12 protein-coding genes are annotated in these 13,053 nt (G+C 46.1%); 7 read left to right on the forward strand and 5 right to left on the reverse strand.

Annotated features, from left to right (window positions below; genetic code table 11):
* Positions 1-33: 33 nt before the first annotated feature.
* Together AC5JL3_RS02955 and AC5JL3_RS02960 are read left to right on the forward strand one after the other, a co-directional pair.
* Complete coding sequence (locus AC5JL3_RS02955; RefSeq protein ID WP_496073068.1) at positions 34-957, forward strand: phosphate ABC transporter substrate-binding protein; 924 nt, start codon at positions 34-36, stop codon at positions 955-957.
* A gap of 171 nt (positions 958-1,128) precedes the next feature.
* Positions 1,129-2,541, forward strand: a complete 1,413-nt coding sequence (locus AC5JL3_RS02960; RefSeq protein WP_496073069.1) for an ABC transporter substrate-binding protein — start codon at positions 1,129-1,131, stop codon at positions 2,539-2,541.
* 69 nt (positions 2,542-2,610) lie between these two features.
* Here AC5JL3_RS02960 and AC5JL3_RS02965 read toward each other — a convergent pair whose 3' ends face one another.
* Positions 2,611-3,309 (reverse strand): Crp/Fnr family transcriptional regulator, encoded by a 699-nt coding sequence (locus tag AC5JL3_RS02965; protein ID WP_496073070.1) that lies wholly within the window; start codon positions 3,307-3,309, stop codon positions 2,611-2,613.
* Between the two features lie 91 nt (positions 3,310-3,400).
* On the opposite strand from AC5JL3_RS02965, the gene AC5JL3_RS02970 reads away from it, so the two are divergent.
* Positions 3,401-4,300, forward strand: a complete 900-nt coding sequence (locus AC5JL3_RS02970; RefSeq protein ID WP_496073071.1) for a DALR anticodon-binding domain-containing protein — start codon at positions 3,401-3,403, stop codon at positions 4,298-4,300.
* Between the two features lie 194 nt (positions 4,301-4,494).
* On the opposite strand, the gene AC5JL3_RS02975 is transcribed toward AC5JL3_RS02970, so the two are convergent.
* Entirely contained in the window at positions 4,495-5,331 is an 837-nt protein-coding gene (locus tag AC5JL3_RS02975) for a Cof-type HAD-IIB family hydrolase (protein ID WP_496073072.1), read from the reverse strand.
* A gap of 100 nt (positions 5,332-5,431) precedes the next feature.
* On the opposite strand from AC5JL3_RS02975, the gene AC5JL3_RS02980 reads away from it, so the two are divergent.
* On the forward strand, positions 5,432-6,391 hold the full coding sequence (locus AC5JL3_RS02980) for a cation efflux transmembrane domain-containing protein (RefSeq protein WP_496073073.1): 960 nt from the start codon (positions 5,432-5,434) through the stop codon (positions 6,389-6,391).
* Between the two features lie 41 nt (positions 6,392-6,432).
* Here the strand turns inward: AC5JL3_RS02980 and AC5JL3_RS02985 are convergent, their stop codons facing one another.
* The 3 genes from AC5JL3_RS02985 to AC5JL3_RS02995 all read right to left on the reverse strand — a co-directional run bounded on the left by AC5JL3_RS02985 (position 6,433) and on the right by AC5JL3_RS02995 (position 11,603).
* Complete coding sequence (locus AC5JL3_RS02985) at positions 6,433-6,894, reverse strand: BON domain-containing protein (RefSeq protein ID WP_496073074.1); 462 nt, start codon at positions 6,892-6,894, stop codon at positions 6,433-6,435.
* 233 nt (positions 6,895-7,127) lie between these two features.
* Positions 7,128-10,037: a general stress protein gene (locus tag AC5JL3_RS02990; protein ID WP_496073075.1), complete on the reverse strand. Its 2,910-nt coding sequence runs from the start codon at positions 10,035-10,037 to the stop codon at positions 7,128-7,130.
* A gap of 285 nt (positions 10,038-10,322) precedes the next feature.
* On the reverse strand, positions 10,323-11,603 hold the full coding sequence (locus AC5JL3_RS02995; RefSeq protein WP_496073076.1) for a molybdopterin molybdotransferase MoeA: 1,281 nt from the start codon (positions 11,601-11,603) through the stop codon (positions 10,323-10,325).
* A gap of 234 nt (positions 11,604-11,837) precedes the next feature.
* On the opposite strand from AC5JL3_RS02995, the gene AC5JL3_RS03000 reads away from it, so the two are divergent.
* The 3 genes from AC5JL3_RS03000 (at position 11,838) to rpsR (ending at position 13,011) form a co-directional block, all read left to right on the forward strand.
* Positions 11,838-12,365 (forward strand): RDD family protein, encoded by a 528-nt coding sequence (locus tag AC5JL3_RS03000; RefSeq protein ID WP_192217606.1) that lies wholly within the window; start codon positions 11,838-11,840, stop codon positions 12,363-12,365.
* 53 nt (positions 12,366-12,418) lie between these two features.
* Entirely contained in the window at positions 12,419-12,613 is a 195-nt protein-coding gene (gene rpmG, locus AC5JL3_RS03005) for a 50S ribosomal protein L33 (RefSeq protein WP_496073077.1), read from the forward strand.
* Between the two features lie 182 nt (positions 12,614-12,795).
* Complete coding sequence (rpsR, locus tag AC5JL3_RS03010) at positions 12,796-13,011, forward strand: 30S ribosomal protein S18 (protein ID WP_192217608.1); 216 nt, start codon at positions 12,796-12,798, stop codon at positions 13,009-13,011.
* Positions 13,012-13,053 lie beyond the last annotated feature (42 nt).

A 13,053-nucleotide genomic window follows, 5' to 3' on the forward strand; every position in this document is an offset into this window, starting at 1 on the left:
GGGTCGGAGTACAACCTATTTCAATTCAGGATTATGTCTCAGAAAAACGAATCTACAGTTTTGGTCTTAGCTTTCCTGATTACAGCCGCACTACTAGGCGCGGGTTTTTGGTGGTTTACCCGTAGTTCTGGCTTTAATCCTGGAACTTTAACTGGAGGAGGCAATGACACCCAGCCAAATCAACCACAAGCATCTCCATCTGCTTCCAACCCTACCTTTACATCCCCAACGAGTGTACCCAGTGGAACAATAGTCAGAATCGAAGGTTCCACCAGTATGGTGCAGATTAATCAAGCACTCAAAGGCAGCTTTGAGAAGCAATTTCCCAGGACAACGATTAATACTCAAGCAAGAGGAACAGAAAAAGGGATTCAGGAACTCCAAGCGGGAATTGTAGATATTGCAGCAATTTCTCGTCCTCTCACCTCTCAAGAACAATCCCAAGGTTTGACAGCGGTACCTGTGGCTAAGGATGCTGTAGCGATTGTTGTTGGCGAGAACAATCCTTTCCGGAAAGGACTGACCAGTGAGCAAGTTGTCTGGATTTTTACAGGACAGATCACAAATTGGTCAGAGGTAGGAGGAACAACTGGAACCATTCGGGTAATTAACCGACCACCCTTCAGCGGTACCCATCAAGCATTTCGAGAACTGGTGCTAAAAGGCGGAAATTTTGGCACAACGCCTAATATCACAACCCTAGAAAGGGATGCTACCACACCCTTACTTCAAGCTTTACAAACTGATGGAATTGGGTATGCGACCTATGCTCAAGTCGCAAATCAACAGACAGTGCGAACAGTTGCGGTTGATGGCTTAACTCCGGAAGCCGCTAATTACCCCTATCAACGAGAGTTGTACTACGTTTACAAACAACCTGCTAGCCCCCAGGTTGATGCCTTTCTAGGTTATTTGAACTCACCCCAAGCACAACAAGCGATCGCACCTACCAATTGAGACACACGGCTACGGTAAGTGACTACATGCCTGTTTGAGTTAAATTTGTGATACTGCGCTGTGTGTAGACAAAGAATAGACTTCTTGCATAAGTGGCAAAGCTTTGGGAGCTAAGTATTACTGTCTCCCTTGATTCATTAACTCTTACTTTTCTTTAAATCCCTACCGTCCATGTCCCAAAAAAACGAAACGAAAGTTCTTATTTTGTCTCTACTGGTTACAGCAGCTTTATTGGGAATTGGTTTTTGGTGGTTTACAAGACAAACTGGAGTGAATCTAGACAGTTTTTCTGGCTCAAAATCCGGTCAACCTGGCTTAGATACCACTTCTGGAAGCCCAGAAAGCCGGATAAGTTTGGGAGATAAAATTCTCGTCACTGCTGATACAAACCCTAGAAAACAGGCGGGAGTCCAAGCATTTGCCAAGGGAGACTTTGCCACAGCTACCACTGAGTTTCAGGCATCGCTGCAAAGCAACCGCAACGATCCAGAAGCATTAATTTATCTGAATAATGCCAAGATTGGTCAAGGTAAGGGCATCAAAATTGTAGTGAGTGTGCCCATTGGCGGCAATTTGAATGTCGCAAAAGAAATATTGCGAGGGGTTGCTCAAGCGCAAGATGAGGTGAATAAAAGTGGTGGGATTAACGGAGTCTTGTTGCAGGTAGAGATTGCCAATGATGATAATGCCTCTCTAGTCGCAAAACAACTCGCTGACAACTTTGTCAAAGACCCAAGTATTTTAGCGGTAATAGGGCATAACTCCAGTGATGTGTCCCTTGCCGCTGCACCAGAGTATCAAAAGGGAAAACTGGTGATGATTTCCCCTACCAGCGATGCTAGGAACCTATCAGGCTTTGGTAACTACATCTTTCGCACAATTCCCACGAATCGCTCTCAAGCAGAAAGACTTTCCAACTACGCTACTAAGACTCTGGGCAAAACCAATATTGTCGTTTGTCTAGATTCCCAATCTCAATCAAGTCAGTCCTGGAAGGAGGACTTTATCGCCGCAATTGCAGCTAATGGAGGCAAAGTTACCCCAATCGAATGCGATCTTTCTGCACCAACTTTCAATGCTAGCGCTGTGATGTCTCAAGCGATTAGTCAGGGTGCCGATGGCTTGCTACTTTTACCTTCTATTGAGAGGCTCAATCAAGCGATTGATGTCGCGCAAGTCAATCAAAGGCGTTTAGCTTTATTCGGTAGTTCTACTCTCTATACCATCCAGACACTACAGCAAGGGCAAGCTGCCGTTAATGGGATGGTACTGTCTGTTGCTTGGCACCCTCAAGCCATTCCAGGAAATCCTTTTGCTGGGAACGCCGTTAAACTTTGGGGTGGTGAGGTAAATTGGCGTAGTGCGACGGCTTATGATGCGGCTCAAGCAATTATCACTGGCTTGAGGCAAACTAGCACTCGTGAGGGACTACAACAAGCACTATCGAGTCCTGCATTTTCTGCTAATGGTGCCACTGGAACAGTACAGTTTTCATCAGGCGATCGCAACAGTACCGCTATCCTTGTACAAATTCAACCGGGTGAAAGTCCCAGTGGCTTTAGTTTTGTACCCTTGAAGCCTTAACAAGAGTTTTCAAAAAACTTTTTCACCCACTCTGTTCTAATAAATTAGCTAGATAGGGTGTGATCAAGTTTAATTGCTAGTAGTTTTTTCTGATTTAGCTGGTAGAAAAATTAAATTATCGCCTTGAATTCCAATTAGCCCACGCTGGCGAAGCTTACCCATTAAACGAGTTACAGTCACACGGGTAGAGCCAATTGCACTGCCAATCTGAGCATGGGTTAAAGGAAAAGGCAAACAATATCCGTTAGTACAGGGTTCACCAAATTCTTCTATTAATAACGTTAGAAATCCTAATAGTCGATCAATTGTCCGTCGCTGTCCCAACGTACTTAGCCAAAGAAGTTTACGCTGATGCTGATATCGAAAGGCATCCAAAACCTCTCGCCGGAAGTGAGGCCAATTATCCAAGTCGTGCCAGTACATCCAGACAACAGACGTTTGGTCAACATGGGAATAAGCTTGAAGTGTAAAGGGAGACTGTACCACAATTTCAAAAGGTTGACCAGCACCCACAAAGCCCAAAAACGCTTCCTCAGAGACCTGATGCGACAATGGAGAAGCGCTATGACTTGTGCTAGCACTGACTTGAGCTGTACCCACCAAGCGAATTGCTCCACGCTGTACAAGATACAGTAATCCAGCACGGGCAGGAATCCGTTCATCTTTGTTAAAAGTCCGAAAGCGGTAGTGTTCCTGCGCCCAGTCTAGAATCCGTTGCCAGGTTATAAATGGTCGAGATGCCTCTGATGAGGAGGGTGGTGAGTGCATAAGCCTTAAGCGTAGTGGAAACGCCAATTTTTCTAGATTTTACATGGAGTCGAAAGTAGCAAAAAATACTTCTAACTGCCGTTCGTTAAGTGTGAATATATCGCGTAATTTTATTGCGATTAAGCCACTATTACAGCAGCAACTTATAGCAGCAATGAATTTAGCAGGTACGGATATCGCGCCAGCTAATTTACCTAGTGATTTAAAGCTGATGTCACAGATGATTCCGCTGCATCGCTTATCAGATAATGCCTTTGCAGTTTATCGCTGTGCGATCGCATTTAAGCTTGCTCCCCTGTGGCAATTACCCGCCTTCGATATTGCCAATCAACTAGTTGCCTGTTTGCCAATAAATACTCAGAACACCAGTAATCAAATATGTTTAGACTTCACCATAGAGGTCGTGTTCCCCGGTTGGATTAACTTTCGATTAAGCTCTCAGGGTTTAGCGGCTTGGTTACAACAATCACTTCAGACATCTCCCAATCAGCGAGGACAACTGGATAAAAATCAGAAAGAGGCTCACAATCTATTTCCAGCCCAGTATGCCCATGCTCGTTGCTGCTCACTCCTGCGTCTTGCTCACCAACAGGATTTAATCAAGTTACAGGACTTAAGCTTCAAAACTCTTAACTACCCGTTTATCGAACCTCATCCAATTCCTTGGCTAGATAACGACCAACAAGTAAATACAACTACAGGTCAAGTGCAACTGCGTTTAGTACATCCGGCTGAACAGCATTTGATTGCCCAGCTATTAGATTGGCAAGATGCCATCAACATTCAGAACCAAGGCAGTTCGATCAAGCTAGCTAGTGCTTTAAGCAAAGCTTTTGAGACATTCTACAGTAGTTGCCGCATTTTGGGAGAAGTGAAGACCAATACCCCGAAGCTTGCTCAGGCAAGATTAGGATTGGTGGGGCTAACTCAAATAATTTTGCGATCGCTTTTACAAGACCAACTGGGTGTACCTGCACCCACAGAATTGTGAAGTTTGGGTGAAATATAAAAGAAACTTAAAGAAGGTAGTGACAAATCCAATACCCTTCGAGTATTATTTCTTTAGTGTGAGGAGCGAACCAGTAAGGGAACCGAGACGAAACACGGCCAGTCGTCGGTTCCCTTCCTGATTTTAGGGTTCTGATAAGAGCAGACACGAGGTACTGCCTCTACATCAAGAATGCTTCACAACACAAAAGCTTCAATTGCTGCTGCTGCACCATCTTCCTCAACATCCGGAGCTACCCAGTTTGCGATCGCTTGTACTTCTGCTGGTGCATTCCCCATCGCTACACCCAAACCAGCATATTCAAGCATTTCCACATCATTAAAGTTATCACCAATTGTCATCACGTTCTGGGCACTGAGTCCTAGCATTTCTTCCGCTAGATAGCGTACTGCTGTCCCTTTATTGGCGGCGGGATTCGTTGCTTCAAAGAACGTTGCCACCGATTTGGTTAAATAAAGCTCAGCCGGGGTGTATTGCTTACGCAAACTACCTAGCATCTGCTCAATGATTGCCGTATCATCACTCAACGCTAAAACCTTTGTCGGTTCAGAGTCTAAAGTTTTTCGCAAGTCACCCACAGGCATCGGCTGAATATTGGCGCGTTCAGCATAAATCTTGGTTTCTGGTGTGACTTCCCGAACATACAACTGGTCATTGATATAGAAGTGAACCGAGAGAAGCGATCGCAGTGCATCACTCTCAAAATAATCCAGCAATGCCTCTGCTGTAGTGCGTGAGACGGGTAAGTGTTGGTAAATTTGTTGCGTTGCCGGGTCTTGAATCCAAGCGCCTTGGTAAGCCAGTAGGGGTAGAGTAGAAGCGACTTCGTGGTAAAAGCGCAAAGCAGAACAATACATACGACCTGTAGCGATCGCAACCTGAACCCCTTTTGCCTGTGCAGAACGGATCGCTTGCTTCACGGGTTCCCGAACATCATTAGACTGACCTGCAATTGTGCCATCAATATCCAGCACCAGCAATCGAATATCCAGGGCATCTATGTCATTAATCATTTGTCATTCGTCCCTAATGATGAGTCTAAGCGCCATTATTCATTACTTCTGATTAAATCAACGATAATGTTGGGAAACCGTCGTTGGTTCCCTTCAGGCTATGACCGAAGGAAAAAATCGCGCTCAAGTCGGTCGTTTGATTTTATTTACGACTCTCTGGCTGACGTTATTCGTAGTATTAGTCAAAATTTCAGCCGCTTGGGCAACGCGATCGCTAAGTCTTTTGGCAGAGTCGCTACAAACTTTGCTTGTCAGCTTCAGCACACTTTTGAGCTTACTCAAACTTACAAAAAGTGACCGCTCCAGGAGTTTATCAGTCTACGGTCATGGCAAACGAGAAACTATTTTAACATTCCTCTTTATCGCCTTTTTGGGCTTTGCAGGTTGGAGTTTATTGGGAATTTCTGCTCAGCAGTGGGTAGCCATCACTCAAGGGGAAAGGTTAGCGTTTTCTGTACGTGTCAGTTTACCTTTACTGCAACTGCTAGGTGTTGTTATAGTCACTAGCTTAGGTTTAGCAATCCTTAGCCTCTACCAAGGCAGAGTTTTGAGTAATACTGCCCTGCGCTTCAATGGTAGTCAATTACTTAGGGATGCTTTGTTAACTCTTTTAGTTATGGCTGGACTTTTGGGAGTGCTGTGGGGTTGGGTTTGGATTGATGTCGTGTTAGCCATTTTGCTATTGCTGTTGACAGCCGGAAGTTGTTGGCAAGTGGTAAGTTGGCACTTACCGCTGCTTGTCCAGCAAACAGCGATCGCTCCAGAAGTTATCGCACAAATTGCCTGTCAAGTTGGAGGGGTAACACACTGTTATCAAATCCAATCCCAAGGAATTGTTGGACGCTTTGTATATATTCAGATGCACCTCATTATCCATCCTGAATTTGCCAACAGCACTTCCCTAATTGCGGCACGCATTGAAAATGTAATTCAAGAACGTTACAGTCCTGTTCAAGTGACTTTTTACATCGACGATCCATCAATAGAATTAACCACTGGGAGTAAATCTTCGCTTTCACCAGAAGTTAATCGAAAAAACGACCCCATCAGTGGAAAATAACTGATAGGGTCGAGATTATTAGAGAAGCTAACGTTGTTTAATTACTGTGGCTTAGCAACGGTAGCATTAACAGTCACAGTCTTAACACCCTTAATTTCTTTCGCTAAGCTTTCTATTTTATTAAGCTGATCTTGATTTGGGACAGTTCCAGCTACAGTTACAGCATCGTCTTCAACCTCAACAGTAAGCTGACCATTAGGAATATTTGCTTCTAGCTTACTGCGAACTTGACTAGCAAGGTCTTCATCAGGCCGACCTTCTGCTTGACCTTGATTCAGTGCATTGTTGCGCTCCTCACGCGCTTTAATGTCAGCGTTAAGCTGTTGTCTACGAAGTTCGCTTTCTGCATCGGCTTTAGCTTGTTGGGTATCTTCTGCTTTTGGAGCCTGTACCGTTCCTTCATTAGCAGCAGGAGCCTCAGATGTAGTTTTTGCTTGTTCAGAGCAAGCAGCGGCACCAAACAATAAGACGCTACTGAGGAGAAAGACTGTGAGTTTTTTCATTGTTTGTTTTCCTCTTTTTAAAGGGTTGAATGGTGAAATAGTTGAATAACTAAAGTGGAAAAACCCTGATAGTTCAGGAATTTTATGCTTAGAAAGTGCTCCTGTACTCCACTTTTTAGGAAGCGAAGAATTGTGATCTAAGTCCTGATTGGAGATGAGGAGGAGCAAGATTAATTAAGACCTTGCTCCTGGATAGCTACTAGAAAGTTAGGATGGCAAACTAACTAGGGAGCCTACAAAGACTCGTCACGACGATCAATGATGATAACTTCAGGTTCCTTAGAAACAACCTCGGAGTGACCAGGAGTTGTACTAACGCCTGGTGTAGTGTCATGAGCAATCACCTGGCGAGTTGCAGTCGTGGGAGTAGCATTTACAGCACGAGACTTATCTGTATCTGGTGCATCAAAAATTGCCCAATCCTGAATACCACGACGGCTAAGAATCGCTTCGGCACGACGGATTTCTGGCTCGGTACCATCAACCATCACTAGGTAATCACCACGGTTTACGCGGTCGTTATACAAGTGGGCTTTCTCGTCAGGAATTCCTAAGCCAACCAAAGCACCCGTAAGACCACCAGCGGCTGCACCAATTGCGCCACCAGCAGCAGTTGTAGCTAAAGCGGTTGCCAAAGCACCACCAGCAAGCACTGGCCCAATACCAGGAATCGCTAATGCACCTAAACCGACTAACAAGCCACCTAAACCGCCAAGTGCGCCACCTGTAGCTGCACCTGCTTTCGCACCTTCGTCCGTCTTGGTGCGGTCAGTAACGTCACCACCAGTAGCACCTGTGCCACCAGCAACAGTACCTGTGCCATTCAAGTCCTTGCCAACTACAGACACTTGATTCATGTCAAAGCCAGCATCGCGCAATTCTCCGAGTGCGACTTCAACATCACGATGGTGAGGGAAGACACCAATGGCACGATGACGAGTGTAACTAGTGCGTTGCGCCGTAGGAGTAGCAGTAGCAACAGGAGTAGCAGCAGCAACAGGAGTAGCAGCAGCATAGGAAGCGCGATCGCGTTGTAAGGTAGACTTACCGCTATCTCCCGCAGCCACATCTGATTTATCGTAGATACCCCACTCCTGAATTCTGTGTCGGCTGAGAATCGGTTCGGCACGACGGAGTTCGTCTTCTGTGCCATCAACCATCACGAGATAGTCACCCCGATTCACTCGGTCGTTATACAATTTTGCCTGCTCTTCCGGAATACCTAAACCGACTAAGGCACCAGTGATACCACCTGCTGCTGCACCAATTGCACCACCCGCTGCTGTTGTTGCTAACGCGGTTGCCAAGGCACCACCCGCAATCACGGGACCAACACCAGGGATTGCCAAAGCACCCAACCCAACAAGTAAGCCGCTTAAACCACCGAGGATACCGCCTGTAGCTGCACCCGCCTTAGCTCCATCATCCGCTTTGTTGCCTTCTGCACGATTGCCCATTTCTACACCAGCAATCTGGTCATCACCATGGGCATTTTTTCCAACAACAGACAGATGATCCATGTTAAAGCCAGCACTTCTCAAATCATGGATGGCAGCTTCAGCATCACGACGATGGGGGAAGACCCCAACACCACGTCGAACGCGACCTGTATCACGAGGGGAAGTACCAGTAGCAGCGACAGCATAACCAGGACGGGATTTATCTGCATCTGGCGCATCAAAGATATCCCATTCTTGAATTCCGTGGCGCCTAAAAATCGCTTCCGCACGACGAACTTCGTCTTCCGAACCATCAACCATCACCAGATAATCACCATGGTTTACCCGGTCGTTGTACAACTTAGCTCGCTTATCAGGAATTCCTAAGCCCACTAAGGCACCTGTAAGACCACCAGCCGCAGCGCCAATTGCGCCACCTGCTGCCGCCGTTGCTAACGCAGTCGCCAAAGCACCACCAGCAAGAACGGGTCCAATACCAGGAATTGCTAACGCACCTAAGCCAACCAACAAACCACCTAAACCACCCAGTGCGCCACCTGTAGCGGCACCTGTAGCAGCACCTTCGCCTGTCTTAGTGCGGTCAGCAACGTTACCGCCAGCAAGACGATTTGCATCATTCGCATCTTTGCCAACGACAGACACTTGATTCATGTCAAAGCCAGCTGTTCTCAAGTCATGGAGGGCAGCTTCGGCATCACGACGGTGGGGGAAGACACCGACGGCACGCTTGTTGCGGACTAAAGCACTACGGGGAGTGGTTTGATAATCGGTACGAGAATGAACCACTTCGGGTGCATCAAATAGTCTCCAATCTTGGATACCACGACGACTCAGAATCGCTTCAGCACGACGAATTTCATCGGCTGTACCGTGAACCATTACTACATATTCACCACGGTTCACTCGGTCGTCGTAGAACCGAACACGATCATTGGGAAAACCATAACGTGTATTATCCAAGCGATCGCGAACATCAAGCCCTGTAATTCCGTGGTTCCGATCATAGTCACGCGCCACTAGCGAGACTTGACCCATTGAAAAGCCAGAATCTCTAAGTTCGCCAAGTGCTTCGTGTGCCTCACGGCGGTGGGGAAAGACACCAACAGCACGATGACGGCGAGTCGCTACCGCATCAGTGTTGGGCATATCATAGATTCCCCAATCCTCAATACCTTGACCGTGCAAAATCCCTTCTGCATGACGGATTTCGTCATCCGTACCTTCCACCATTATTAGGTAATGCCCTCGCGAGACACGCTCGTTGTAAGCTCTCGCCCGTTCTTCAGGAATACCTAAACCGATAAGTGCACCAAGAAGACTACCAGCTACTGCACCAATTGCTCCACCAGCTAGAGTTGTTGCGATCGCTGTTGCCGTTGCTCCAGCTAGCATGATTGGTCCAATTCCAGGAAGCAATAGGGTTCCTAAACCAACGAGTAAACCCGTGACACCTCCAGCTATCCCGCCAGTCGTTGCACCAATCGCAGCCCCTTCGTCAGCTTTATTGCCAGCGCGATCGCGCACATCAGCACCAGACATATCACCTTGCTGGTCTGTATCTTGCGTGATTACGGAAACTCTATCCATCGGAAAGCGAGAGTCTCTAAGTTCCCGGAGAGCTACTTCCGCATCCCGGCGATTTGAAAAAACACCTACAGCTCTTTTGTGTTGCCCTAAAGCCATATTATCCGCCCCCCTAAGGGAAAATACTAATACTCACAACACCAAAATGTGTTTTTTATCGGTGCTGGTTGTTACTATTTAGGCATCTTTATAAGTAGGGCTTCATCAGTCGAGAGAAATAACTTCTATCTCTACCACTGGAGAGGTGAAAACTAATTGTAATTTGCTATATTACAAAACTAAATGTTTAGCTTTAATTTCCAGTTTATCTTAAATAATTAAAATCTTCCTTATCAAAGAATTCAACTGTTAATAAATAGAATCGTATTACTAAACTTGATAAAATTACCCTATTTTCAAGGGTAAACCAGTCAATAAAACTTGAATCAATTCTCCAAAAGGAATGTGAGTTTTACCAACTGGAACAACGGCAAGACCATTAGTTTGAGCTAGGTTAATTAAATTACCAGAGCTGTGGCTACCACCCGCTAGCTGAAATTCGTAAGTGCCAGCCGTATTTGCACCTAGCTGACCCCAAAGGTAAGTCTCACGCTTTCCATCTGATCGTAAATCATGAAGCGATCGCGCTTGTACAAACATAGGACTCCAGTCTTCTTCAGGCAAACCCGAAAGTTTCGCAAGCGCTGGCTGCACAAATCGCCAACAACTCACCATTGCTGAAACAGGATTTCCTGGTAAACCAAAGTACAAGACACTACGCCCTGGTTCTTCTCTATGTAAAGGAGAGGGAAAAGTAGCAACAGTTAGAGGTTTACCTGGTTTAACAGCAACGGAACGAATATGAAGTTCAGCACCAAGTTGAGCCAGGATTTGATCAACATAGTCGTAATCACCCACAGAAACACCCCCAGTCGAGAGAACGATGTCCGCTGAAAAGATTGCTTGTGAAATTGCCTCTTTAAGAGCTTCTGGTTCATCAGGCACAATTCCCAACCGTTGAGGAGTACCTCCCATTTGCGTGACTAAAGCAGCTAAGGCGTATTGATTTGAGTCTACAATCTGACCCGGTTGCAGAGGTTGGTCAGGTGTTACCAATTCGTCGCCTGTCGATAAAATCGCTACACGCGGACGTCGATAAACAGTTAATTTTGTAGATTGAACGGCTGCTAATACAGCGATTTCCGTAGCACCTAAGCGAATTCCCGGCTTCAGTAGCTGCCCTCCCGCTTCGTAGAAGGCTCCCCGATGACGCACAAAAGCCTGGGGTTCGGGAGCTTCTAAGATAAAGACACTGTTTTCTTCCCGTCGGGTGCGCTCCTGGATTACTACGGTATCCGCCCCCATCGGCATACAAGCACCCGTTAAAATGCGAGAGGCTTGACCCGGTTGAATCGACTGTTGGGGTTGATACCCAGCTGGTATTTCTTCAACTATTTCTAAAACAACTGGCTCTTCGGTACTACAGGCTTGGACATCTGCATAACGCACGGCGTAGCCATCCATTGCCGAGTTATCCCAGTGAGGAAAATCAAGCTGACTCGTCACAGAAGAGGCAAGAACACGACCTATCGCGCCTGACAAGTCTACAACCTCCGCATCTAACTGTTTGTCAAAAGGTTGTACCAAACCAAGAATAATTGACGAAGCTTCTTCAACTGGCAGCATTGCAATCAATCCAGACTTTTGTTTTACTCACTTACTTAGTTTATAGGGCTTGTTAGCTTAAGAGTTTTAAGGGGGTAGGTTTAAAGGCTTTGCACAAGGAACCCAAAACCCTAATTTTTCTAAGTCTTAGTCTGAGTTGTGCCCTACAACCTACGACCTAACACCTTGACACTAATGGTAGTTGTAAGGTCAGGCTAATATGTAAAAAAGCCAGTCCGCCCTTGGTGAATTCCCATGAGTCTCGAACCCATCTACTACCGCTTTCCTAAGGTGCCAATTGAGCGGCGAGTTGCTGCCTTTGGGATTGATTTTGTTGGGGTTTGGTTCGTTAGCGCACTGCTGGGATTAAACGTCGTGTTTCAGGCGATGGTTTTCATCCTACTCTGGCTGGGGATGCGGGTGATTTTAGTATCAAGCAATCAAGGACAGAGTTTGGGGCGCTGGGCATTAGATATAAAAGTTCTGGATACCAAAGGCAAGATTCCTGGACTGTTGACGTTAGCCAAACGGGAAGGAATACTGGGATTTTGTGCTCTACTTGCCATGATTGGTCTGAGTGTCGGTCTAGCTAATGGCATCTCGCTTCTGCTGCTGATTACTCCCTTAGCTGTAGACTGTGGTCTTGCCCTTGGAGATGCTGAAGCTCGGCAAGCATTCCATGACCGTATTGGCAACACGATTGTCATACAGACTCGTCGAGGGTTTTCCCTCGATCTCCGGCTCAAAAAACTATTTACACAGATGAGCCGTCGTATGAAATAATAGAAATTTGTGTTTAATTACGACCAACCATTTGATTTTCTAGAAATAGCACTATGGCAAGCAAGAAAGGTGTCCGCATTATTATCACCTTGGAGTGTACCGAGTGTCGCAGCAATCCCGATAAGCGATCGCCTGGTGTCTCTCGTTATACAACCATGAAGAACCGTCGCAACACGACAGCACGCCTAGAACTGAAGAAGTTCTGCACTCACTGCAACAAGCACACCACTCATAAAGAAATCAAGTAGTGCCTAATCATTAGTTGTTTGCAATGACCAACAACTAAGCACTCACTAGTGCAAGAAGGCAGAAGGCAGAAGGAAGGAAAGCTTGCACAGTATGCTTTTTAACCTTTTTTAACTGGATAGTTATTTCCGCCGTGCTGCACTAGACCAACCAAAAACCAACAACCAAAAACCAACAACGACTCATGGCTTACTTTCGTAAACGTTTATCCCCCATCAAACCTGAAGACCCCATTGACTACAAAGATGTCGAACTGCTACGCAAGTTTATTACAGAGCGAGGGAAGATTCTGCCACGCCGAATTACAGGGCTAACGGCAAAACAACAACGAGATTTGACTAAATCTATCAAGCGAGCGCGTTTCATGGCTTTGTTACCTTTCGTGAATATAGAAGGGTAAGCCAAAGTTTGTAGAGTAAGGCTTGATCAAAGCAAGAGCGGT

Source organism: Symplocastrum torsivum, assembly GCF_059505465.1.